The 23,724-nt window shown below is 52.5% G+C and carries 19 protein-coding genes; 15 read left to right on the top strand and 4 right to left on the bottom strand.

The genetic code is table 11. From position 1 onward, the window contains the following. Positions 1 to 326: 326 nt before the first annotated feature. From MUG06_RS14895 to MUG06_RS14905, 3 genes are read left to right on the top strand one after another with little or no spacing between them, the layout of a single operon-like run. Entirely contained in the window at positions 327 to 656 is a 330-nt protein-coding gene (locus MUG06_RS14895) for a YqcC family protein (protein WP_243079056.1), read from the top strand. Next, entirely contained in the window at positions 656 to 1,435 is a 780-nt protein-coding gene (gene truC, locus MUG06_RS14900; protein ID WP_243079057.1) for a tRNA pseudouridine(65) synthase TruC, read from the top strand. The genes MUG06_RS14895 and truC overlap by 1 nt, the downstream gene beginning before the upstream one ends. An 11-nt stretch (positions 1,436 to 1,446) precedes the next feature. Then, positions 1,447 to 1,893, top strand: a complete 447-nt coding sequence (locus MUG06_RS14905) for a flavodoxin (RefSeq protein ID WP_215845739.1) — start codon at positions 1,447 to 1,449, stop codon at positions 1,891 to 1,893. A gap of 40 nt (positions 1,894 to 1,933) precedes the next feature. Here the strand turns inward: MUG06_RS14905 and garD are convergent, their stop codons facing one another. Continuing rightward, complete coding sequence (gene garD / locus MUG06_RS14910) at positions 1,934 to 3,493, bottom strand: galactarate dehydratase (RefSeq protein ID WP_243079058.1); 1,560 nt, start codon at positions 3,491 to 3,493, stop codon at positions 1,934 to 1,936. A gap of 634 nt (positions 3,494 to 4,127) precedes the next feature. Here garD and MUG06_RS14915 point away from each other — a divergent pair. The 6 genes from MUG06_RS14915 (at position 4,128) to MUG06_RS14940 (ending at position 11,107) form a co-directional block, all read left to right on the top strand. Continuing rightward, positions 4,128 to 5,474: an MFS transporter gene (locus tag MUG06_RS14915; RefSeq protein WP_215845741.1), complete on the top strand. Its 1,347-nt coding sequence runs from the start codon at positions 4,128 to 4,130 to the stop codon at positions 5,472 to 5,474. Between the two features lie 9 nt (positions 5,475 to 5,483). Further along, a complete protein-coding gene (locus MUG06_RS14920) occupies positions 5,484 to 6,830 on the top strand; it encodes a glucarate dehydratase family protein (RefSeq protein ID WP_243079059.1) in 1,347 nt (448 codons plus the stop codon). Positions 6,831 to 6,840: 10 nt separating this feature from the next. Further along, positions 6,841 to 8,172: a glucarate dehydratase gene (gene gudD / locus MUG06_RS14925; RefSeq protein ID WP_243079060.1), complete on the top strand. Its 1,332-nt coding sequence runs from the start codon at positions 6,841 to 6,843 to the stop codon at positions 8,170 to 8,172. Between the two features lie 45 nt (positions 8,173 to 8,217). After that, positions 8,218 to 8,988, top strand: coding sequence for a 2-dehydro-3-deoxyglucarate aldolase (gene garL / locus MUG06_RS14930; protein ID WP_215845743.1), 771 nt, complete (start codon positions 8,218 to 8,220; stop codon positions 8,986 to 8,988). A gap of 19 nt (positions 8,989 to 9,007) precedes the next feature. After that, positions 9,008 to 9,892 carry a 2-hydroxy-3-oxopropionate reductase gene (garR, locus tag MUG06_RS14935; RefSeq protein WP_215845744.1) on the top strand — a complete coding sequence of 295 codons (885 nt, stop codon included), beginning with the start codon at positions 9,008 to 9,010 and terminating at the stop codon, positions 9,890 to 9,892. A gap of 75 nt (positions 9,893 to 9,967) precedes the next feature. Continuing rightward, complete coding sequence (locus MUG06_RS14940) at positions 9,968 to 11,107, top strand: glycerate kinase (protein WP_243079061.1); 1,140 nt, start codon at positions 9,968 to 9,970, stop codon at positions 11,105 to 11,107. Between the two features lie 252 nt (positions 11,108 to 11,359). On the opposite strand, the gene barA is transcribed toward MUG06_RS14940, so the two are convergent. After that, entirely contained in the window at positions 11,360 to 14,089 is a 2,730-nt protein-coding gene (barA, locus tag MUG06_RS14945; RefSeq protein WP_243079062.1) for a two-component sensor histidine kinase BarA, read from the bottom strand. Between the two features lie 89 nt (positions 14,090 to 14,178). On the opposite strand from barA, the gene rlmD reads away from it, so the two are divergent. The 5 genes from rlmD to eno all read left to right on the top strand — a co-directional run bounded on the left by rlmD (position 14,179) and on the right by eno (position 22,089). Further along, the gene (rlmD, locus tag MUG06_RS14950; protein WP_243079063.1) at positions 14,179 to 15,495 is read left to right on the top strand and encodes a 23S rRNA (uracil(1939)-C(5))-methyltransferase RlmD; all 1,317 of its coding nucleotides are present in this window, start codon (positions 14,179 to 14,181) and stop codon (positions 15,493 to 15,495) included. 32 nt (positions 15,496 to 15,527) lie between these two features. Then, complete coding sequence (relA, locus tag MUG06_RS14955; RefSeq protein WP_215845747.1) at positions 15,528 to 17,759, top strand: GTP diphosphokinase; 2,232 nt, start codon at positions 15,528 to 15,530, stop codon at positions 17,757 to 17,759. Positions 17,760 to 18,061: 302 nt separating this feature from the next. Next, positions 18,062 to 18,850 carry a nucleoside triphosphate pyrophosphohydrolase gene (mazG, locus tag MUG06_RS14960; protein ID WP_243079064.1) on the top strand — a complete coding sequence of 263 codons (789 nt, stop codon included), beginning with the start codon at positions 18,062 to 18,064 and terminating at the stop codon, positions 18,848 to 18,850. A gap of 229 nt (positions 18,851 to 19,079) precedes the next feature. Next, positions 19,080 to 20,717 carry a CTP synthase (glutamine hydrolyzing) gene (gene pyrG, locus MUG06_RS14965; protein WP_215845749.1) on the top strand — a complete coding sequence of 546 codons (1,638 nt, stop codon included), beginning with the start codon at positions 19,080 to 19,082 and terminating at the stop codon, positions 20,715 to 20,717. Between the two features lie 76 nt (positions 20,718 to 20,793). Further along, positions 20,794 to 22,089, top strand: a complete 1,296-nt coding sequence (eno, locus tag MUG06_RS14970; RefSeq protein ID WP_243079065.1) for a phosphopyruvate hydratase — start codon at positions 20,794 to 20,796, stop codon at positions 22,087 to 22,089. On the opposite strand, the gene MUG06_RS22815 is transcribed toward eno, so the two are convergent. Then, a complete protein-coding gene (locus tag MUG06_RS22815; protein ID WP_279234007.1) occupies positions 22,076 to 22,204 on the bottom strand; it encodes a hypothetical protein in 129 nt (42 codons plus the stop codon). The two genes, eno and MUG06_RS22815, sit on opposite strands and share 14 nt — an antisense overlap. A 34-nt stretch (positions 22,205 to 22,238) precedes the next feature. Here MUG06_RS22815 and queE point away from each other — a divergent pair, with 34 nt between their 5' ends. Then, complete coding sequence (gene queE, locus MUG06_RS14975) at positions 22,239 to 22,910, top strand: 7-carboxy-7-deazaguanine synthase QueE (RefSeq protein WP_243079066.1); 672 nt, start codon at positions 22,239 to 22,241, stop codon at positions 22,908 to 22,910. Between the two features lie 33 nt (positions 22,911 to 22,943). Here queE and MUG06_RS14980 read toward each other — a convergent pair whose 3' ends face one another. Next, the gene (locus MUG06_RS14980) at positions 22,944 to 23,543 is read right to left on the bottom strand and encodes an inorganic diphosphatase (RefSeq protein ID WP_243079067.1); all 600 of its coding nucleotides are present in this window, start codon (positions 23,541 to 23,543) and stop codon (positions 22,944 to 22,946) included. Between the last annotated feature and the right edge of the window lie 181 nt (positions 23,544 to 23,724).

A 23,724-nucleotide genomic window follows, 5' to 3' on the forward strand; every position in this document is an offset into this window, starting at 1 on the left:
GGCGGGAACGTAACGGAGTTTACGGCACAAGGAAGGCTTCACCGGATGAAGCAGGACACTCAGGATTGAGACAGGGACACCTCCAGGATGGAGAATGAGAGCCTCTTAGAATAGGTGGCGGGCCAGGATGCTAAGGATTCATCAAGAAGATGGGCGGCAGGAATGCACGTGGACCAGTTGTCATGGAAGAGCAGGGAGCATAAACGTAGCAGGAAAGCTGCAAACGAACCGGGAGCACTGTTTATACAGTGCTCCCTTTTTTTGTGCCTACGTTAACAAGTGATATGCTTGCCGCCCCTTTTTTTACTGCTCGCTGGAGGTGGCGCATGACGCCGGAACAATTGATTACGCAACGGCTGGAGCAGGTTGAGGCGATAATGCTTGAGCACGATCTCTGGCAAACGACGTCGCCCCAGGCCAGCGCTTTCGAGAGTCGTGAACCTTTTTGTCTCGACACCCTGGAACCACTGGAATGGCTGCAATGGGTGCTTATTCCCCACATGCACGCTTTAATCGCCGCACAGCAACCACTGCCGAAGAACTTCGCTATCGCCCCTTATTTTGAGATGGCGTTAGCGCCTGCGCAGGCGGGCCGCCCGCTGTTATTACTTACGCTGCGTCAGCTCGACGCGTTGTTTATGGACGATGCCGTCTGATGTTAGAAATTCTTTATCAAGATGAGTGGCTGGTGGCGGTTAACAAACCCGCTGGCTGGCTGGTACACCGCAGTTGGCTCGATCGCAATGAAAAAGTCTTTGTGATGCAGACGGTACGCGATCAAATCGGCCAGCACGTCTTTACTGTTCACCGTCTTGATCGACCTACTTCCGGTGTGCTTCTGATGGGGTTGTCCAGCGAGGTAGGGCGGTTGCTTTCGCTGCAATTTGAACATCATCAGATACAAAAAACCTATCACGCGGTACTGCGAGGTTGGCTGGAAAGCAGCGACACGCTGGATTATCCGCTGATGGAAGAGCGGGACAAAATCGCCGATAAGTTTGCCAGTGAAGAGCGTATCGCGCAGCCAGCCGTCACCGATTACAGGGCGTTAGCAACAGCAGAAATGCCGCTGCCGGTAGGGCGTTACCCCACCGCACGTTACAGCCTGGTCGAGTTATCGCCGAAAACCGGGCGCAAACATCAGCTAAGACGCCATATGTCGCACCTGCGCCATCCGATCATCGGCGACAGCGCGCACGGAGATTTAAAGCAGAATCGCGGTGCGGCTGCGCATTTTGGTGCAAACCGATTAATGCTGCACGCCAGCAGTTTATTGCTGACACATCCCATCACGGGTGAACCGCTGATGATCCGCGCCGGACTGGATTCAGTGTGGCAAAACCTGATGAATCACTTTGGCTGGCAGAATCTCATCCCTGAGGTTCCGAGGGTTGAGTTTGAGCCGCAGCCACGCCAGGATATCAGTTCAGAATAAGGAGAGCGCTCATGGCAAAGATAGGCATTTTTGTAGGCACGGTTTACGGTAATTCGCTGCTGGTCGCAGAAGAAGCAGAACCGATTTTGCAAGAGCAAGGCCACAACGTAAACGTGTTTGAGGACCCAACGCTGGCGGAGTGGAATGATTACAGCAATGATGTGGTGTTGGTGATTACTTCCACCACAGGCCAGGGCGATTTTCCAGACAGCATTGCCGAGCTGGTCAACGGGGTGAAAGAGAAGTTAGGTTATCAGCCAACGCTGCGTTATGGCGTGATTGCGTTGGGTGACAGCAGCTACGATCATTTCTGTGGAGCAGGTAAAACCTTCGATGCACTGTTGCAAGAGCAAAGTGCACAACGCGTGGGTGAGATTTTATTGGTAGATGCCACAGAGAATCCTGAGCCTGAAACGGTGACATCACCGTGGGTCGAAAGCTGGGGCAAACTGCTGTAATGAGATGCGCGCTTTCACCCTGGAAAGCGCGCTTTTATCATCAGGTTATCGGAGCAGGATTGAATACCGCCAGCTGATTACGAATTCCCCAACGATCTGACCATGTCTGTTTCCTGCCGCTGGCAATCTCCAGAATCAACGTGAATAACCGCCAGCCAACCTGTTCAATGGACTCTTCGCCGGTCGCAATAGTGCCAGCATTAATATCCATCAGATCGTGCCAGCGCTCAGCCAGCGCATTACGCGTCGCCATTTTGATCACCGGAATCGCCGCCAAACCGTAAGGCGTTCCACGTCCGGTGGTAAAAACTTGCAGCGTAATGCCAGATGCCAATTGTTGCGTGCCGCAAACGAAATCGCTGGCGGGTGTTGCCGCATAGATTAATCCCCGACGCGTCGGGCGTTGACCCGCTGACAACACTTCAACAATAGGGCTGCGACCCGATTTAGCAATTGACCCCAGCGCTTTCTCCACCACGTTCGCCAGACCGCCTTTTTTATTACCTGGCGAAGGATTGGCGCTGCGATCGGTTTGTCCCTGATCGAGGTAATTGTCATACCAGGCCATCTCTTCTAACAGACGCTTACCAACTTCTTCATTTATTACGCGTGGCGTCAGTAGATGAATGGCATCACGCACTTCAGTCACTTCAGAAAACATCACCGTTGCACCGCAGCGCACCAGCAAATCAGAAGCAAATCCAACGGCGGGATTAGCCGTCACGCCGGAAAAGGCATCGCTACCGCCACATTGCATACCCACAACAAGTTCAGAAGCGGGACACGTTTCGCGCTGACGCTGATTCAGACGTTTTAAATGGCGTTCCGCGACCTGCAAAATCTCATCGACCATCGCACCAAATCCCACCAGCTTTTCATCTTGCAGGCGCACAATGTCATTGTCATCTAATGAAATAGCCTGCACATCAGGCGTGCCGGTCAGCAGGCGCTCCGGCTGCAACTTCTCACAGCCCAAACTCACAATCATTACTTCGCCACCGAAGTTAGCGTTTAACGCCAGATTATGGATGGTGCGGATCGGCACCACCGCAGCGGGTGCGTTGATCGCCACGCCACAACCATAAAGGTGATTCAACGCCACCACGCCATCAACATTGGGATATTTAGGCAACAGATCGCGCTCTATCAGCTGCACGACAAAGTCCACCACGCCCGCGACACAATGCACGCTAGTGGTAATGCCCAAAAGATTGCGCGTACCGACGCTGCCATCTGCGTTGCGGTAGCCTTCAAAGGTATAACCTTCGAGTGCAGGAAGATCGGGGGGAATATTATTGGCTAGCGGCAAGCTGGCCAGCGGTGGCGCTTCGGGTAACGCCACCAGCGATTCATCAATCCAGCTCCCTTGTGCAATGTCTCGCAGCGCATAGCCAATCACCTCGCCGTAGCGCAGTATCTCGCCATCTTTAGCAATCGCGCTCAGCGCCACCTTGTGACCTTGCGGGACATGCTCGGTCAGTGTCAGGCCATCGGCAAAAGTCGTGCCTGCCGGTAAACCTTGATTGTTCACCACAATGGCGACGTTGTCCGCTTCATGTACTTTGATGTAGAGCGGTTGTTCAGTCGGGTTCAGGGTCATCGCTCACCTTCCAGTCATTCGCGCCGTACTTTTGCGGCGCGGTGTAATGATGTTACTTGTCACACGCTCAGTATTTGCCGACTTCAGTATAAGGAGACGCTGCTGGCCACGCATTGTGCAACTGTCTGGCTTTGAGGCGTTTTCAAACGCTGATTTAGTGTGAACAACCAAAAGCAAGTGAAGAATCTCACAAAGCCCATTCTTTGAACGCTGTTTTGCACCAAATCGGGAGGTTATTTCCGGGTTCCGTGAGCCGTGCCGCAGCCATATGTGCAAACGCCAGATAATTGATATTAACGCCGCGTTATTCTCAGGCGTTTATCCAGTGTCAGCGCTAAATCCTGTTCATATACTGATTTCCGTTATCCAACGTTAGGTTATTTGTCACGACGTACTTTCGATTTGCCAATAAAAAAATCGCCGTGTTTAACCCAACTTCTCTCTGATACCCAACGCGATGTGTATGCAGTCAGAGCGAAAGTCGTGAACGCTATACCCGTCACACTTCGAGCCGCTGGTGTGTTGCCTGCGCTTGCTCACCCCGGGCACTTACCAAGTAAGTTTCCAGGGTTTCACGAGCTTGCCGTCTTCCTGCGACTCGAATTATTAAGGGTATGCAATTCAGGAGTGCATCATGAATAGTTATAGCCAGACCGCGGAGTCGGTACAAAAACGTACCCATGCGCGTTACTGGATTGTGGTGATGTTATTTATTGTCACCTCATTCAACTACGGGGACCGCGCCACCATTTCGATTGCCGGTTCGGCGATGTCCAAAGATATCGGTCTGGATTCGGTCGGACTGGGCTACATCTTCTCTGCGTTCTCATGGGCTTATGTCATTGGCCAGATTCCTGGCGGTTGGCTGCTCGACCGCTTCGGCTCAAAACGCGTCTACTTCTGGAGCATCTTTACCTGGTCGTTGTTTACCTTGCTACAGGGTTTCGTCGATGTGTTCAGCGGCTTTGGCATCATCGTTTCGCTGTTTATGTTGCGATTCCTGGTCGGCTTGGCTGAAGCGCCATCCTTCCCTGGCAACAGCCGCATTGTCGCCGCCTGGTTCCCTGCACAAGAGCGCGGTACGGCAGTGGCTATCTTCAACTCAGCGCAATATTTCGCCACAGTGATCTTCGCACCTATCATGGGTTGGCTGGTCTCTGAGGTTGGTTGGGCACACGTGTTCTGGTTCATGGGTGGATTGGGCATCATCCTCAGCTTTATCTGGCTGAAAGTGATCCACGATCCCACCGATCATCCGGGCGTGAATAAAGCCGAGCTGGAGTATATGGAGCAGGGTGGTGCATTGATCAACATGGATGCCAAAAAGTCCGAGCACAAAGTGAGCTGGGACGAGAAGTGGTTTCAAATCAAACAACTGCTGACTTCGCGCATGATGTTGGGGATTTATCTCGGCCAATATTGCGTTAACGCCTTAACTTACTTCTTTATTACCTGGTTCCCGGTGTATCTGGTTCAGGCGCGTGGTATGTCGATTTTGAAAGCCGGTTTTATCGCCTCAATCCCGGCAATTTGCGGCTTCCTTGGTGGGGTGTTAGGTGGCGTGATTTCGGACTGGCTGATGCGTAAAACCGGTTCACTGAATATTGCGCGTAAAACGCCCATTGTGCTCGGCATGCTGCTGTCTATTTCGATGGTGATGTGTAACTACACCGACACAGAATGGGTCGTGGTGTTCTTCATGGCGCTGGCATTCTTCGGTAAAGGCATCGGTGCGCTGGGCTGGGCGGTGATGGCAGATACCGCACCAAAAGAGATCAGCGGCCTGAGCGGTGGTTTATTCAATATGTTCGGTAACTTCTCCGGCATCGTGACGCCTATCGCCATCGGTTACATCATTGCCACCAGCGGTTCCTTCGAAGGCGCGCTGATTTATGTCGGTATCCATGCCTTTGTCGCCGCATTTAGCTTCCTGGTGATTGCGGGCGATATCAAACGCGTTGAACTGAAAACCAGGCCATAAGGACGGAACATGACTACGCAAAGTTCGCCGATTATCACTGATATGCAGGTGATTCCGGTCGCGGGTTACGACAGCATGCTGTTGAACATTGGTGGTGCGCATAACGCCTGCTTTACCCGCAACATCGTGGTGCTGACCGACAACGCCGGACATACCGGCGTAGGGGAAGCGCCGGGCGGTGAAACCATTTATCAGACGCTGGTAGAAGCCATTCCGCAGGTCAAAGGCCAGCAGGTTGCCCGTATGAATCGGCTGGTACAGCAGGTGCACAAAGGTAATCAGTCGGCAGATTTCGATACCTTCGGCAAAGGCGCATGGACTTTCGAGTTGCGCGTCAATGCAGTGGCTGCACTGGAAGCCGCACTACTCGATCTGCTGGGGCAATGCCTTGGCGTGCCGGTCGCGGAATTACTTGGACCGGGCAAGCAGCGCGATGAAGTTACCGTGCTCGGTTATCTGTTTTACCTCGGTGACCGACGCAAAACCGATTTGCCTTATCTGACGGGCGAAAATGCCAGTCATGATTGGTATCACCTGCGTCATCAGGCGGCGCTCGACAGCGCCGCGGTGGTGCGTTTAGCCGAAGCCGCGCAGGATAAATATGGTTTCAAAGATTTCAAACTCAAAGGCGGCGTGCTGCCAGGCGAGCAGGAGATTGAAACCGCAACCGCACTGAAAAAGCGCTTCCCGGATGCGCGTATTACCGTCGATCCCAACGGTGCCTGGCTGTTGGACGAAGCCATCGGGTTGTGTAAAGGCATGCAGGATGTGCTGACTTACGCTGAAGATCCGTGCGGTGCAGAGCAAGGTTACTCAGGTCGTGAAGTGATGGCGGAGTTCCGTCGCGCCACCGGTTTACCGGTCGCCACTAACATGATTGCCACCAACTGGCGTGAGATGAACCACGCCGTGATGCTCAATGCGGTAGACATTCCACTGGCCGATCCGCATTTCTGGACGCTGAGTGGGGCCGTTCGCGTGGCGCAACTCTGTGACGAGTGGGGCCTGACGTGGGGCTGTCACTCTAATAACCATTTCGATATTTCACTGGCCATGTTTACCCACGTTGGCGCGGCGGTGCCGGGTAAACCTACCGCAATTGATACCCACTGGATTTGGCAGGAGGGCGATCAGCGCCTGACCAAAAATCCTCTGCAAATCCGCAACGGTAAAATCGCCGTGCCGGATGCGCCTGGGCTGGGCATTGAGCTGGACTGGGATCAACTGCGCAAAGCCAACGAACTGTATAAATCACTGCCCGCCGGGGCGCGCAACGATGCCACGGCGATGCAGTATCTGATTCCTGGTTGGACATTCGACCGCAAACGCCCGGCATTTGGCCGTGCGACAGCTTAAGGAGCAGCAGATGAGTTCTACCCCTAAAGTCACATCCATGCAGGTCATCCCGGTTGCCGGTCACGACAGCATGTTGCTTAACCTGAGCGGGGCGCATTCCCCTTTTTTCACCCGCAATATCGTTATCATTAAAGACAACGCCGGCCATACCGGGGTGGGAGAAATCCCCGGTGGTGAAAAGATCCGTCAAACGCTGGAAGATGCCGCTTCTTTGGTGATCGGCAAAACGGTGGGTGAATACAAAAATATTCTTAATTTGGTGCGCAGCACCTTTGCTGACCGTGATTCAGGCGGTCGCGGAAACCAAACCTTTGATTTGCGCACCACCATTCATGTGGTAACCGGCATCGAAGCTTCACTGCTGGATCTGCTGGGCCAGCATTTGGGTGTCAATGTCGCCTCTTTGTTAGGGGATGGTCAGCAGCGCGATCGCGTCGAAATGCTGGGTTATCTGTTCTACATTGGCGATCGCAATAAAACGTCGTTGTCCTATCAAAGCCAGGAAAACGACAAGTGCGACTGGTATCGCCTGCGTCATGAAGAAGCGCTGACGCCCGATACCGTGGTGCGTTTAGCTGAAGCCGCATATGAAAAATATGGCTTCAATGATTTCAAACTGAAAGGCGGCGTACTGCGCGGTGGCGAAGAAGCTGAAGCCGTGACCGCGCTGGCGAAGCGTTTCCCCGAAGCGCGCATAACGCTCGATCCCAACGGCGCGTGGTCACTCAATGAAGCTATTTTGCTGGGTAAGCAGCTGAAAGATGTGCTGGCCTATGCAGAAGATCCGTGCGGCGCAGAGCAAGGCTATTCAGGACGCGAAGTCATGGCGGAGTTCCGCCGCGCAACCGGCATGCAAACCGCAACCAACATGATTGCCACCGATTGGCGACAGATGGGGCACACCATTTCGCTGCAATCAGTGGATATTCCGCTGGCCGATCCGCATTTCTGGACCATGCAAGGTTCCGTGCGCGTGGCGCAAATGTGCCACGATTTTGGCCTGACGTGGGGTTCGCACTCCAACAACCACTTCGATATCTCATTGGCGATGTTCACCCACGTTGCTGCGGCAGCGCCCGGCGCAATTACCGCCATTGATACGCACTGGATCTGGCAGGAAGGCAATCAGCGCCTGACAAAAGAACCGTTCCAGATCAAAGGCGGCATGGTACAGGTGCCGCAAAAACCGGGATTGGGCGTTGAGCTGGATATGGATCAGGTGATGCAGGCTAATGCGTTGTATCAAAAACACGGTCTCGGCGCGCGCGACGATGCGCAAGCAATGCAGTTCCTGGTGCCAGGCTGGACCTTTGACAATAAACGTCCGTGCCTTGTGCGCTAACCTTTTTGGCTTCCGCAGGGGAGCCGATGCAACAGGAGTAAAACCATGAGTAATGCAGCCTGGCCGAACAGCTTTCGTCGTCGTTTGCTGGCAGGTGAAACCCTGATTGGCAGTTGGTGTGCACTGGCAAATCCATTAAGCACCGAAGTGTTAGGACTGGCCGGATTCGACTGGCTGGTGCTGGATGGGGAACATGCGCCCAACGACATCACCACTTTTGTGCCGCAACTGATGGCGCTGAAAGGCAGCCACAGCGCGCCCGTCGTGCGTCCGCCCTGTAATGAACCGGTGATCATCAAACGTCTGCTGGATATCGGTTTTTATAACTTCCTTGTGCCGTTTGTTGAGACCGAAGAAGAAGCGATCCGCGCTGTTGCCTCTACGCGTTATCCACCCGCGGGTATTCGCGGCGTATCGGTATCGCACCGCAGCAACATGTACGGAACCTTGCCGGAGTACAACAGCACCATCAATGACAACATCACGGTGCTGGTACAAATCGAAACGCAGCAAGCAGTAGACAATATTGATGCTATCGCGGCGGTTGACGGCGTGGACGGTATTTTTGTTGGGCCTGGCGATCTTTCTGCGGCGCTGGGCTATCTCGGCCAGCCAGCGCATCCAGATGTGCTGAAAGTGATTAAGCACGTTTTCGAGCGCGCTAAAGCAGCGGGCAAACCCAGCGGTATTCTGGCACCGGTTGAAGCCGATGCCCGGCGCTATCTGGAGTGGGGCGCCAGCTTTGTGGCGGTCGGCAGTGATTTAGGTGTTTTCCGCAACGCAACACAGGCGCTGTGCGACAAATTTAAGAAGTAACCAACCAAGAGGCAACATAATGAAAATTGGATTTATCGGCCTGGGTATCATGGGCAAGCCAATGAGTAAAAACCTGGCGAAAGCGGGCTATTCGCTGGTGGTGCGCGATCACCATCCAGAAAATGAAGCTGAACTGGTTGAGTTAGGCGCGACAGTGGCGAAATCACCAAAAGAGGTCGCCGAACAAGTGGATGTGGTGATTACCATGGTGCCGAACTCGCCGCAGGTAAAAGAAGCCTGCCTTGGCGAAAACGGCATTATTCACGGCGCCAAACCTGGCTTGATTGTGATCGACATGAGTTCAATTGCACCGCTGGCGAGCCGAGAGATTCACGATGCGCTGGCAGAAAAGCAGATCAAAATGCTGGATGCGCCAGTCAGCGGCGGGGAACCCAAAGCCATTGAAGGCACGTTGTCTGTGATGGTTGGGGGCGACAAGGCGGTGTTTGATCAGTGCTACGACATCATGAAAGCGATGGCGGGCTCGGTGGTGCATACCGGCGATATTGGCGCGGGTAATGTAACCAAGCTGGCGAATCAGGTGATTGTTGCCCTGAATATTGCGGCGATGTCTGAAGCGTTGTCTTTGGCAACCAAAGCGGGGGTAAACCCGGATCTGGTTTATCAGGCCATTCGCGGTGGGTTGGCGGGCAGCACGGTGCTGGATGCTAAAGCACCGATGGTGATGGATCGTAATTTCAAACCGGGCTTCCGTATCGATCTGCATATCAAAGATCTCGCCAATGCACTCGATACGTCGCACGGCATTGGCGCGCACTTGCCGCTGACGGCCGCCGTGATGGAAATGATGCAGGCGCTGCGCAACGATGGACAGGGCTCCTCCGACCACAGCGCGCTCGCCTGCTATTATGAGAAGTTAGCGAAGGTTGAGATTTCCCGCTAAAGGGGGTTCCGGTATCTGCGGATACCGGGCTGGCTATGAAATCATTTCAGACCATCAACAGCGCTCGGATTGCCTATGAAAATCGTTATCGCACCGGATTCATATAAAGAGAGTTTATCCGCCCTGGATGTGGCATCAGCGATTGAAGCGGGTTTCCGTGAGATCTTTCCTGATGCGCATTACGTCAAAATACCGGTCGCCGACGGTGGTGAAGGCACGGTTGAAGCGATGGTGGCGGCGACGGAAGGGAAAATCGTCAGGTTGAAGGTTACAGGTCCGCTTGGCAAACAGGTTGAGGCTTTCTATGGCCTTTCTGGTGACGAGCGTACCGCGTATATCGAGATGGCGGCGGCAAGCGGATTGGAGCTGGTGCCTGCGGCGCAGCGCGATCCGCTGACCACGACCTCATTTGGTACTGGCGAATTGATTAAAAACGCGCTCGATAAGGGCGTGGAGCACATTATTATCGGTATTGGCGGCAGTGCTACCAATGACGGTGGCTCCGGCATGATGCAGGCGCTGGGTGCACGCTTGCTGGATCAGCAAGGCAAAGAGATCGGTTATGGCGGCGGAGCGCTGCCAGAATTAGCCAGCATTGATATTGAAGCATTAGATGCGCGAATCAAGCAGTGCCGATTTGAAGTGGCTTGCGATGTCACCAATCCCTTAACCGGTGATGCGGGTGCATCCGCGATTTTTGGTCCGCAGAAAGGGGCAACGCCGGAACTTGTTAAACAGCTCGATCAATCACTGGCGCATTACGCGCAGATCATTCTGCGGGATTTAGATATTGATGTACTGCACATTCCCGGCGGCGGCGCGGCGGGCGGTATGGGTGCGGCACTGCATGCATTTTGTCAGGCTGATTTGCGACGCGGCATTGAGATTGTCACTGAGGCGTTGGGGCTGGCGGAGCAGGTTAAAGACGCTGATTTAGTCATTACCGGCGAAGGGCGTATTGATAGTCAAAGCATCAACGGTAAAGTACCCATTGGCGTAGCGAGTGTAGCCAAACGCTTTGGCAAGCCAGTGATAGGCATTGCAGGCAGTTTAACGGCTGACGTGGGCGTAGTGCATGAACACGGACTAGACGCGGTATTTAGCGTGCTTTACAGCATTTGTTCACTGGACGATGCGTTGGCGAATGCTGAGAAAAATGTTCACCTCACAGCGCGTAATGTTGCGGCGACGTTGAAGATAGGCGGGTTTAAATAAGTATTTTGCTGGTGTGCGCTCTCCCCAATTTTAATCCTCCCCTACCCGTGGGGAGGAGGACGCTGCCCTAAGTCACCTCTGCACTGACTCACACCTGTGCTGAACCTGTCAATTCGATGCCTGCATGCGGCAGTGTCGCCTTCCTCCGCTTCAGCGGATAAGACCGGGATGGGGGATAAATGCCCTCAGACTTAACGGACCGAGAAGCGAAATCAACAGCACCTGATAAAGCTTAAGAAATCGCGCTTATTTTTACGCCAAACGCAGAACTCGCCGCGCTTCTTTTGCAACATTCTCCATCTCATCCTGCAACTCCAGCAGCTCCGGCTCAAGCGCGTCAATATCACTGGCCTGCAGCAGCTCCTTTTCCAGTTGATGACACAACTGCTTCATGCGCGGCACACCGCTATAACTGGCACTACCGTGCAGTTTATGAATAATTTCACGCAACCCAGTCACATCGTTAGCAGCGATAAACAGCGCAATCTTCTCGTGCACTTCCGGTAAAAACTCCAGCAGCATACGCAGCATATCTCGGGCTAAATCGGGCTTATTGGCGGCCTGGCGTAACGCTAATGCCCAATCCAGCGTGGGCAGAATTTGCGGCAGCTCTGGCGTCTGCACGGTTGGCGTTGGCGTGTAACGCGCCAGCAGCTGACTGAGCTTGCTCTCATCAATCGGCTTGGCAAGGTAATCATTCATTCCCGCTTTGATAAGCTGTTCACGCTCGCCATCAATCGCATGCGCAGTTACGGCAACAATCGGTGTATGCGCATGCTGAGGCAGGGTACGAATAATTTCACTGGCGCGGATGCCATCAATATCCGGCATTTGAATATCCATCAAGATGACATCTAACGGCTGTAAACGCGCCTGATGAATCGCTTGTTCTGCGCTGTTACACAACACGATCTTTTGCACCTGCTCTTCCAGCAGTGCACCGATCAATTTGAGGTTGGCAGGATTATCATCCACGGCCATTACTGCCAGCGGCAAACGCGGTGAGGCGGGCAGTTCGTTTAACTGGCGGGTATGCAAATCCAGTAGCATTGGCAGCAGGCGCGTCTGCGAGATCGGTTTGGCTATACAGCCATCAATACCGCGTACTTTTAGCTCGTCGGCCAGCAGCATCATTGGGCTTGGCAGCGCCAGCAGTACGTTGTCAGCGCGATCCAGCAGCGCATTAATCAGCTCATCGGCCAGCAACTGATGTTGAGTAACATTCACTGGCATCGCCATTAATAGCAGCGGGTAGTGATCTTCACTCAGCCCTTCCAGTGTTTCGCTGTAATCGATTTGCAACGGCGTCATACTCAGCATCTTCAACACGGTTTTCGCCACACGGGTATTGGCTTCTACATAAGCAATGCGCGAATGAGACAAGGCGTCTAACACGCGAGGCATGCTCGGGGCATTGGGATTGAGATCAAGCTGCACTCTCACTCGGAAGGTGGAACCTTGATCCGGTTGGCTGTGGAAGGTGATTTCACCACCCATCTCATTCACCAACTTTTGCGTAATGACCAAACCCAAGCCAGTGCCGCCATGACGACGTGAAATGCTGGCGTCAGCCTGACGAAACGCCTGAAATAGCTGCATTTGCTGCTGCTCAGAAATACCAATGCCCGTATCCTGTACCTGAATTTCCAGTTCGATACGCGAAGGGGTAATAGCGCGTTGCGCTACTTTGAGATCGATGGTGCCTTTTTCGGTGAATTTGATCGCATTGCCAATCAGGTTAATCAGGATCTGCTGCAGGCGCAGCGCATCACCAATCACGTTGTCTGGCACACTGCTGTCGCACACCACCGTTAATTCCAGCCCTTTGTCATGCGCAGAAGGCGCCAGTAACACCAGCGTTTCATCCAGCGTGGCGCGAAGGGGGAACGGAATAGACTCCAGTACCAGTTTGCCCGCTTCCAGTTTTGAAAAATCGAGCACGTCGTTGATGATGCTTAGCAAATTGTTGGCAGAGCGCTCAATGGTTTGCATGTAGTCGCGTTGCGTAGTGCGCAGCGGGGTTTTCAGCATCTGGCGGGTAAAACCGAGCACGCCATTTAACGGCGTTCGTAGCTCGTGCGACATATTGGCAAGGAATTCAGATTTGATGCGTGCCGCTTCCTGCGCACGCTTCTTCGCAAGATCCAGCTCAACGTTCTGAATCTCTAATTGTTCCAGCGTTTCACGCAGATCGTAGGTTGCCTGATCGATATTGTGCTGCATCTCTTCGTGGTAAGCAGTCAGCGACATCGCCATCGCGTTGATGCCATTTTTGAGAATGCTTAACTCACCCAGCATGTAACCTTCAACGCGGCTGTCGAGTTGGCCGCGGCGAATGCGGTCAACGGTGCTGACCATATTGCGAATCGGGCCGGTTACGTCACGCATTAGACGATAAGCAAACAGCATGGCGATGCATAAACAGAACAGCAACATCAGCGTGGCAACAAAGACTTCTTTGTATTGCTGCAAGCGCACTGATTGCAGATCGAGCGCTATCGCGACATATCCCAGTGGATTGCCAGAAGGTTTTGCATCTTCGCTGGGGATTTCATCTACCGCATAACGTTCAGACGTTATGGGTGTGCGTAAAATTAAGACGTTGCCGTGCCGTTCCATTGAGACATCATCTGGCAGGGCGTTGATATCTTCTTTCTGCAACAGGCTGAGGTTTTGTTTGTTATTTGAGCTGACATAGAGTTGGTTATTATTGTCGAAAACCGAAATCGCACGGACAATATTGGAATGACGCCGATGCAGCAGGCTAACCAGCTCGCGCATCGTGTCGCGGTTATGCCACGTCATGCTGTATTCGCTGGAAATTGCCAGGGGTTCAATGATATTCGCGCCAGCATCCATGACTTGTCGCTGCAGTTCGTTATAGCGGTGCACGACAAAGAAAGAGCTGAGCAACAGGCCCACCATTAAGGTTGGGGCCAATATTAAAATCATCATTCGCGCCCGCAGGCTGTATTTCGTCATAATACGGCTGACTCCGGCATTTACATCCTTGTGCATCCCGTCGGTAAACCCATGCACGCCGATTTTTGAGAAAGAGAATTAACAACACTATGGCGCAATTTTACACCGCAAAACAGCGCGTGACGACCAAACAACGGATTACCGTCACCATCGAAGACCTTGATCCATTTGGACAAGGTGTCGCACGGCACCAAGGCAAAACGATATTTGTCAGCGGTGCGTTGCCAGGCGAACAGGCAGAAATTACCTTAACTGAGGATAAGCGCCAATTTGCCCGAGCGAAAGTCACGCGCTTGTTAAGCAGCAGCCCGGCACGCGTTACACCGCGCTGCCCACATTTTAATACCTGTGGTGGCTGCCAACAGCAGCATGTTGATGTTGTTTTACAGCAGCAGAGTAAAGCGCAAGCGCTAAGCCGGATGTTAAGTAAAGAAGCGCAACGCGTAGTGGCCGTGGATGAAGTTATTGCCGGAGAACCTTGGGGCTATCGCCGCCGAGCACGGCTGGGATTGCAATGGCAAAACAAAAGCCAACAGCTGCGAATGGGGTTTCGTCAGGAAGCCAGTAACGATCTGGTCGATATTCAGCAATGCCCCATTTTGACGCCCGAACTTGAGGCGTTGATCACGCCGTTACGCCAGTGTCTGCGTGAGTTAAAAGCGGTTAAAAGGCTGGGACATATTGAGCTGGTACAGGCAGATAATGGCCCGCTGATGGTTTTACGTCATCTTGATGCGCTGCATGTCGACGACAGAGAAAAACTGGAACGCTTTTCGCATAAGCATCAGTTGATGATGTTTTTGGATGACGGCAGCGAAAACTTAACGGCTCTAAGTAATAACCAACCGTTCTATCAATCACACAAACTTAAGTTAACCTTCAGTCCGCAAGATTTTATTCAGGTAAACGATGCGGTCAATCAACAGATGGTAGCCCGGGCAATTGACTGGCTGGATCTGCAACCAGACGATCGCGTATTAGATCTGTTTTGCGGCATGGGAAACTTCACACTTCCGATAGGAAAAGTCGTACAAAATGCGGTTGGTGTGGAGGGCGTTGCAGCATTAGTACGGCAGGCAGCGTATAATGCGGACCTGAATAGTCTTAAAAATGTCAGCTTTTTCCAGCATAACCTGGAGGAAGATGTTTCGCGCCAGCCGTGGGCGGCGCAAGGATTTAACAAGGTATTACTCGATCCGGCGCGTGCCGGTGCCGCAGGCGTGATGACGCATGTGGTTAAACTTGCACCACAACGTGTGGTCTATGTTTCGTGTAATCCCACGACACTCGCTCGCGACAGCCAGACATTGCTGTTGGCGGGCTACCAATTGGAAAGGGTCGCGATGCTGGATATGTTCCCACATACCCGTCATCTCGAATCCATGGTGCTGTTCAAAAAAACATAAGCGATCATTAAGATCGGTGTGCAGGAGAGGATATGGTTGCGGTTAGAAGTGCGCATTTAAATACGGCGGGGGAGTTTGCCCTCGACCAGTGGATCGCCAGTCTTGGCATGATCAACCCGCAATCATGTCAACGACTTGCCGAAACCTGGCGCTATTGTGAAGCCCAAACGCACAACCATCCGGATCAATCTCTGCTGCTGTGGCGTGGTATTGAGATGGTCGAAATCCTCTCGATGCTCAGTATGGATATCGACAGTCTGTGCGCCGCGCTCATTTTCCCACTCGCAAATGATGAAGTGGTGAGTGAAGAGGAACTTGAGCAAGCGGTCGGCAAAGGCATTGTCTCGCTGGTACACGGCGTACGCGACATGGATGCGATACGCCAGCTCAAAGCCATTCATAATGACTCAATGGCCTCCGAGCAGGTGGATAATGTTCGCCGCATGTTGCTGGCGATGGTAGAAGATTTCCGCTGCGTGGTGTTGAAATTAGCCGAACGCATCATGAACCTGCGCGAAATGAAAGACGCGCCGGAAGATGAGCGCGTGCTGGCAGCAAAAGAGAGCACCAATATTTATGCGCCGTTGGCCAACCGACTCGGCATTGGTCAACTGAAGTGGGAGCTGGAGGATTATTGCTTCCGCTATCTGCATCCTGATGAATACAAGCGCATCGCCAAACTGTTGCATGAACGCCGCATTGACCGCGAACAGTACATCGAAAATTTCGTCGATAATCTGCGTAAAGAGATGGCAAAAGAGGGCGTACGCGCTGAAGTGTACGGGCGCCCAAAACATATCTACAGTATCTGGCGTAAGATGCAGAAAAAGTCGCTGGCGTTTGATGAACTGTTTGATGTGCGTGCAGTGCGTATTGTGGCTGAGCGTCTGCAAGACTGTTATGGCGCATTAGGCACGGTGCATACGCTTTATCGCCATCTGCCCAGCGAGTTCGATGATTACGTCGCCAATCCAAAGCCCAACGGCTATCAATCCATTCACACCGTAGTGCTGGGCCCGAAAGGCAAAACGGTTGAAATTCAGATACGTACCCGCCAGATGCATGAAGATGCCGAACTGGGCGTTGCGGCGCACTGGAAATATAAAGAAGGGCCTTCTTCCAGCAATGCGCGCGGCTCAGCGGGCCACGAAGAGCGCATTGCATGGCTGCGTAAACTGATCGGCTGGCAGGAAGAGATGGCTGACTCTGGCGAGCTGTTGGAAGAGGTGCGCAGCCAGGTCTTTGACGATCGCGTTTATGTCTTTACACCCAAAGGCGACGTGGTTGATCTGCCAGCGGGTTCAACGCCGCTGGACTTCGCTTATCACATACACAGTGATATCGGTCATCGCTGCATTGGCGCGAAGATTGGCGGTCGTATTGTGCCATTTACGTATCAATTGCAGATGGGTGATCAGGTTGAAGTAATCACCCAGAAACAGCCGAATCCAAGCCGCGACTGGCTCAACCCTAATCTGGGTTTTATCACCACCAGCCGCGGTCGCTCTAAGATTCATAACTGGTTCCGCAAGCAGGATCGCGACAAGAATATTCTCGCCGGACGGCAGATTCTGGACAACGAACTGAGCCAGATGGATATCAGCCTGAAAGAAGCTGAAAAACTGCTGCTGCCGCGCTATAACGTCACCTCGCTAGAAGAGCTGCTCGCCGCGATTGGCGGGGGCGATATTCGTCTTAATCAGATGGCAAACTTCCTGCAGGCCAAGCTCAATAAGCCGAGTGCTGAAGAGCAGGATCGTGAAGCGCTGCGCCAGCTGACGCAAAAATCCTACTCGGCGCCGTCGCGTAAAGAGAGCGGACGCGTGGTGGTGGAAGGCGTTGGCAATTTAATGCATCACATTGCACGCTGCTGCCAGCCGATTCCTGGCGATGATATTGTGGGCTTTATTACTCACGGACGCGGTATTTCGATTCATCGCGCCGACTGCGATCAGCTTGCTGAGCTGATTTCCCATGCACCAGAGCGCATCGTTGATGCTGTGTGGGGAGAAAGCTATTCCAGCGGCTACTCGCTGGTGGTGCGCGTGACGGCCAACGATCGCAGCGGGTTGCTGCGTGACATCACCACCATTCTCGCCAATGAAAAAGTGAATGTGTTGGGCGTCTCCAGCCGCAGCGATACTAAAAAGCAGCTGGCAACGATTGATATGGATATTGAGATTTATAACCAGCAGGTGCTGGGCCGCGTGTTGGCGCGCCTGAATCAGGTCTCCGATATCATTGATGCCCGCCGTTTGCATTGATGATGCGCGTTTAGTTTGCTGTCAGAAAGAGTGTGCTGTCAGGAAAGAGCGTGCTGGCTGTCCCCCATCCCGGCCTTCCCCCGCGCAGCGGGGGAAGGAGACGCTGCCACATGCAGGTATAGAGCAGACATATTGCAGCATCTTCCTCCCCCATTTATGGGGGAGGACCGAGGTGGGGGACAAACAACCTCGCACTTCAGAGGACCGAGGTGGGGGACAAACAACCTCGCACTTCAGAAGACAGACAGCGTAATAAAACGCATAGAATCCAACTCAAAATCATTCCCCAAAGGATCTTCCCCATGAATTCAATTGATCGCCTGCTGGGCATTATGAAAACCCTGCGCGATCCGCAACACGGCTGTCCGTGGGATCGCGAACAGACCTTTGCCAGCATTGCGCCTTACACATTAGAAGAGACGTACGAAGTCGTCGATGCCATCCAGCGTGAAGATTTTGATGATCTGCGTGGCGAGTTGGGCGATCTGCTGTTTCAGGTTGTGTTCTATGCGCAAATGGCCAACGAGCAACATCGCTTTAACTTTGACGATATTTGCCACGCCATCAGCGATAAACTGGAGCGTCGCCACCCGCATATTTTTGCTGATGTCAAAGCGGATAATAGCGCTGAAGTTTTGAAAAACTGGGAAGCCATCAAAACCGCCGAGCGTGCAGAAAAAGCGCAGCATTCCGCGCTCGACGACATTCCCAAAGCGCTGCCGGCGTTAATGCGCGCGCACAAAATTCAGAAGCGTTGTCACAACGTTGGGTTCGACTGGACGACATTAGGCCCGGTCGTCGATAAAGTGCATGAAGAGATCGACGAAGTGATGCATGAAGCGCAGCAATCGGTGATTGATGAGCAAAAGCTGGAAGAGGAGATTGGTGACCTGCTGTTTGCTACGGTGAATCTTTCACGGCATTTGGGCAGTAAAGCAGAAACCGCCCTGCAAAAAGCCAATGATAAATTCGAACGTCGTTTTCGTCAGGTTGAATCAATCATTGCTGAGCAAGGTCTGAGCATGCCGGGTGCAACGCTGGAACAAATGGAAGAAGCCTGGCAACAGGTTAAAACGCGAGAGAAAAGCTGATTATTCCACCTCTGCGCATAAAATAGCCAATTAAGCTTACACGATTCAGCGTCACAGTAACTTTGTGACATACATCAAACTTTCATTTACTGCTATCCGTTATGTTAGCCGCAGCATTGCGTTGGAGGATGGCAGTGATTCATCAATTGTGGCTGATAGCGGTTTCCAGTATACTGTTTTCCCGTCCTGGTTATTCCACCGTCTTTAAACCTAAACTCTCAGGTTCAGCATGACAACGAATTATATTTTTGTGACCGGCGGGGTTGTATCCTCTCTGGGTAAAGGCATTGCCGCAGCCTCCCTCGCAGCCATTCTCGAAGCACGTGGTCTGAACGTGACCATCATGAAACTGGACCCGTACATCAACGTGGATCCGGGTACCATGAGCCCAACGCAGCACGGTGAAGTCTTCGTTACCGACGATGGGGCCGAAACCGATCTGGATTTGGGTCACTACGAGCGTTTTATTCGCACGCACATGTCGCGTCGCAACAACTTCACTACAGGCCGAATCTACTCAGAAGTCTTGCGCAAAGAGCGCCGTGGCGACTATCTGGGTGCGACGATTCAGGTCATTCCGCACATCACTAACGCCATCAAAGAACGCATTATTGAAGGCGGCGAAGGCCATGACGTGGTTCTGGTTGAAATCGGCGGTACCGTCGGTGACATCGAATCATTGCCATTCCTTGAAGCCATTCGTCAGATGGCAGTTGATGTGGGCCGTGAACACACCATGTATATGCACCTGACGCTGGTACCTTACATGGCAGCAGCCGGTGAAGTGAAAACCAAACCGACGCAGCACTCAGTGAAAGAATTGCTTTCCATTGGTATCCAGCCGGACGTGTTGATCTGTCGTTCCGACCGCGCTGTGCCTGCCAACGAACGCGCTAAAATTGCGCTGTTCTGTAACGTGCCGGAAAAAGCCGTTATCTCGCTGAAAGATGTTGACTCCATTTACAAGATTCCGGGCATGCTGAAATCGCAGGGCCTGGATGATTACATCTGTAAGCGCTTCAACCTGAACGCACCGGAAGCCAATCTGGCTGAGTGGGAGCAGGTAATTTATGAAGAAGCGAATCCAGGCGGCGAAGTCAACATTGGTATGGTTGGCAAGTACGTTGAACTGCCGGATGCGTATAAATCTGTTATTGAAGCGTTGAAACACGGTGGTCTGAAAAATCGCGTCACTGTAAATATCAAATTGATCGACTCGCAGGATGTTGAATCACGCGGTGTCGAAATTCTGAAAGATTTAGATGCGATTCTGATCCCGGGTGGCTTTGGTTACCGTGGTGTTGAAGGCAAGCTGATGACCGCGCAATATGCGCGCGAAAACAACGTACCGTATTTAGGTATTTGTCTTGGCATGCAGGTTGCGCTGATGGAGTTTGCCCGTAACGTTGCTGGCCTCGAAGGCGCCAACTCCACGGAATTTGTGCCAGACTGTAAATATCCGGTGGTTGCGTTAATTACCGAATGGCGTGATGAAAACGGCAACGTTGAAGTCCGTACTGAGCAGAGCGATCTCGGCGGCACCATGCGCCTTGGCAGCCAGCCTTGTCAGTTAACGCCAGACAGCAAAGTGCGTCAGCTGTACGGTACTGACACCATTGTTGAGCGCCATCGCCATCGCTATGAAGTCAACAATATGTTGTTGAAGCCGATTGAGGCTGCAGGTCTGCGTATTGCGGGACGTTCTGGCGACGACCAGCTGGTGGAGATCATTGAGATCCCGAATCACCCATGGTTTGTAGCTTGTCAGTTCCACCCGGAATTCACGTCGACCCCACGTGATGGTCACCCGCTGTTTGCTGGCTTTGTAAAAGCCGCGCATGAGTACCAGAAGCGTTTAGCGAAGTAAGTTTCACGAGCAACGCGCGAACTTTTCGCGCGTTGCTTGTCTTAGGATTGACTAACTTGTACTGAGGAAAATCGTAATGTCCAAAATCGTAAAAGTCATCGGTCGCGAAATTATCGACTCACGTGGTAACCCGACTGTTGAAGCAGAAGTGCATCTGGAAGGCGGTTTCGTAGGTCTGGCAGCAGCGCCATCAGGGGCTTCTACCGGTTCACGCGAAGCGCTGGAACTGCGTGACGGTGACAAATCTCGTTTCCTGGGCAAAGGCGTAACCAAAGCTGTTGCTGCGGTAAACGGTCCGATTGCTGAAGCGGTAAAAGGCAAAGACGCGAAAGATCAGGCGAACATCGATAAAATCATGATCGACCTGGACGGTACTGAGAACAAATCCAACTTCGGTGCAAACGCCATTCTGGCTGTTTCACTGGCTGCTGCTAAAGCTGCTGCTGCCTCTAAAGGTCAGCCGCTGTATGAGCACATCGCTGAACTGAACGGCACGCCAGGCAAATTCTCTATGCCGCTGCCAATGATGAACATCATCAACGGTGGTGAGCACGCAGATAACAACGTTGATATTCAAGAGTTCATGATCCAGCCGGTTGGCGCGAAAACGCTGAAAGAAGCCATCCGTATGGGTTCTGAAGTTTTCCATCATCTGGCAAAAGTGCTGAAAAGCAAAGGCATGAGCACTGCGGTAGGTGACGAAGGTGGCTACGCGCCAAACCTGGGTTCTAACGCCGAAGCGCTGGCAGTTATCGCTGAAGCGGTAGCAGCAGCAGGTTACAAACTGGGTGAAGATATCACTCTGGCGATGGACTGCGCAGCATCAGAATTCTACAAAGACGGCAAATATGTGCTGGAAGGTGAAGGCGGCAAAGCTTACACCTCTGAAGAGTTCACCCACTTCCTGGAAGATCTGACCAAGCAATATCCGATTGTTTCAATCGAAGATGGCCTGGACGAATCTGACTGGACTGGCTTCGCTTACCAGACCAAAGTGCTGGGCGACAAAATTCAGTTGGTGGGCGACGACTTGTTCGTTACTAATACCAAAATCCTGAAAGAAGGTATCGATAAAGGCATCGCGAACTCCATTCTGATCAAATTCAACCAGATCGGTTCTTTGACCGAAACCCTGGCTGCAATCAAAATGGCAAAAGACGCAGGCTACACCGCGGTGATTTCACACCGTTCAGGTGAAACCGAAGATGCAACCATCGCTGACCTGGCGGTAGGTACTGCAGCGGGCCAGATCAAAACCGGTTCAATGAGCCGTTCTGACCGCGTTGCTAAGTACAACCAGCTGATTCGTATCGAAGAAGCGCTGGGTTCAAAAGCACCGTTCAATGGCCTGAAAGAAGTTAAAGGTCAGTAATCGGCTGCTGATGCCGCATAAAAGCGGCAACGCCTGATGATAAAGCCCCGCCAGCGAGCGGGGCTTTTGTTTTTTTAGCATCAGCAGCTGTTGTTGTGAGGCGCAAATCTGCCATAATCAGCGCCCTGATTTTTCCGAGCGAGTAAAAAATGTTCTACCCGATTAACGAAATGTTCCAGACGCTGCAGGGCGAAGGCTATTACACCGGTGTGCCAGCCATCTTCATCCGTTTACAAGGATGTCCAGTGGGCTGCAGTTGGTGTGATACCAAGCATACCTGGGAAAAGCGGGCAGATCGGGAAACGTCGCTGGGCGATATTTTAGTGAAAACCGTGGAAAGCGATGCCTGGGGCGACGCTGACGCGGCTACTTTGTTAAATGCCATTGAGCAGCAAGGTTGGACGGCCCGCCACGTGGTGATTACCGGCGGCGAACCGGCAATTTTCGATCTGCGACCCTTAACTGAAGCGCTGGAATCAGCCGGTTTTAATTGTCAGATTGAAACCAGCGGCACGCATGAGATTCAGTGCTCTGAAAAAACCTGGGTGACCGTTTCACCGAAGGTGAACATGCGGGGGGGTTATGATGTATTGGCGCAGGCGCTGAGCCGAGCCGATGAGATCAAACATCCTGTGGCACGTGAGCGCGATGTGGAAGCATTAGATGAATTGCTGGCGGGTCTGCAAGACAGCAAGGCGCGCATCATTGCGTTGCAGCCTATTAGCCGCAAAGACGAAGCGACCAAGCTCTGTATCGAAACGTGCATAGCGCGCAACTGGCGCTTGTCGATGCAAACGCACAAATATCTGAATATTGCCTGATGTGGATAGGGCGGCAATGCGCCGCCCTGACCGTTACTGTTTTGCCTTCCAGGCGTCATACGCTTTCTTAATCTCGGTTTTCGCCGCTGCGGCATCTTGAAAACCATTTAACTCCACTTTCTTGCGGCCATCCGGCAACTGCTTATAGACGCGGAAAAACGCTTCTAAACGCTGCACTTCAACCTTCGGCAGATCGCTTAGCGATTGGATCTCATCATAAGTGGGATCGATTTTGCTGGCAGGTACCGCAACGATTTTATCGTCTTCTTCGCCACCGTCGATCATCTTCAACACACCAATCGGACGCAGTTTGATCAACGTGCCTGGCTGCAAGGGCGCGCGAGTGTAAAAGATTACATCCAGTGGATCGTTATCGCCGCCCAATGATTGCGTCAGCGAACCGTAATTGGCGGGATAGGCAACAGGCATCGACTGAAAACGATCGGCAACAATAAAACCGGTTTTCGCATCGGTTTCATATTTGATTATTCCACCCGCCGGGATTTCGGTTACCGCGAAAAACTCTTCCGGTACATTGTCAGGCTGCGGGAAATGAAGCACGTTTTCCGCCTGGACGGCGGCAGAGGTTGAAACAAGCAGAGCAATAATTGAAAGGCGTTTTACCAGATTCATCGTTGATTCTCTTGATCTTTAATGAAAGAGACCACAACGTAGAGGGCAAAGATGACAGTAAGATGAAGGCAGTCATTTAATCAGAGATCAGACGTTTCAAACTGCAGGAAAGCGGCAACCGGGCGGTAAATCGAGTAGAACCTATCGAACTCGCGATTAATGCGGTTAGCGCACCTGCAGT

It is taken from the genome of Pantoea sp. MQR6 (genome assembly GCF_022761075.1).
GTDB lineage: Bacteria > Pseudomonadota > Gammaproteobacteria > Enterobacterales > Enterobacteriaceae > Pantoea > Pantoea phytostimulans.

Coding starts and splice junctions, on each gene's coding strand:
- eno (WP_243079065.1), top strand. CDS start 20,794: ATGTCCAAAATCGTAAAAGTCATCGGTCGCGAAATTATCGACTCACGT.
- garL (WP_215845743.1), top strand. CDS start 8,218: ATGAGTAATGCAGCCTGGCCGAACAGCTTTCGTCGTCGTTTGCTGGCA.
- garR (WP_215845744.1), top strand. CDS start 9,008: ATGAAAATTGGATTTATCGGCCTGGGTATCATGGGCAAGCCAATGAGT.
- mazG (WP_243079064.1), top strand. CDS start 18,062: ATGAATTCAATTGATCGCCTGCTGGGCATTATGAAAACCCTGCGCGAT.
- MUG06_RS14895 (WP_243079056.1), top strand. CDS start 327: ATGACGCCGGAACAATTGATTACGCAACGGCTGGAGCAGGTTGAGGCG.
- MUG06_RS14920 (WP_243079059.1), top strand. CDS start 5,484: ATGACTACGCAAAGTTCGCCGATTATCACTGATATGCAGGTGATTCCG.
- MUG06_RS22815 (WP_279234007.1), bottom strand. CDS start 22,204: ATGGCAGATTTGCGCCTCACAACAACAGCTGCTGATGCTAAAAAAACA.
- rlmD (WP_243079063.1), top strand. CDS start 14,179: ATGGCGCAATTTTACACCGCAAAACAGCGCGTGACGACCAAACAACGG.
- gudD (WP_243079060.1), top strand. CDS start 6,841: ATGAGTTCTACCCCTAAAGTCACATCCATGCAGGTCATCCCGGTTGCC.
- pyrG (WP_215845749.1), top strand. CDS start 19,080: ATGACAACGAATTATATTTTTGTGACCGGCGGGGTTGTATCCTCTCTG.
- MUG06_RS14915 (WP_215845741.1), top strand. CDS start 4,128: ATGAATAGTTATAGCCAGACCGCGGAGTCGGTACAAAAACGTACCCAT.
- garD (WP_243079058.1), bottom strand. CDS start 3,493: ATGACCCTGAACCCGACTGAACAACCGCTCTACATCAAAGTACATGAA.
- MUG06_RS14940 (WP_243079061.1), top strand. CDS start 9,968: ATGAAAATCGTTATCGCACCGGATTCATATAAAGAGAGTTTATCCGCC.
- barA (WP_243079062.1), bottom strand. CDS start 14,089: ATGACGAAATACAGCCTGCGGGCGCGAATGATGATTTTAATATTGGCC.
- queE (WP_243079066.1), top strand. CDS start 22,239: ATGTTCTACCCGATTAACGAAATGTTCCAGACGCTGCAGGGCGAAGGC.
- MUG06_RS14905 (WP_215845739.1), top strand. CDS start 1,447: ATGGCAAAGATAGGCATTTTTGTAGGCACGGTTTACGGTAATTCGCTG.
- relA (WP_215845747.1), top strand. CDS start 15,528: ATGGTTGCGGTTAGAAGTGCGCATTTAAATACGGCGGGGGAGTTTGCC.
- truC (WP_243079057.1), top strand. CDS start 656: ATGTTAGAAATTCTTTATCAAGATGAGTGGCTGGTGGCGGTTAACAAA.
- MUG06_RS14980 (WP_243079067.1), bottom strand. CDS start 23,543: ATGAATCTGGTAAAACGCCTTTCAATTATTGCTCTGCTTGTTTCAACC.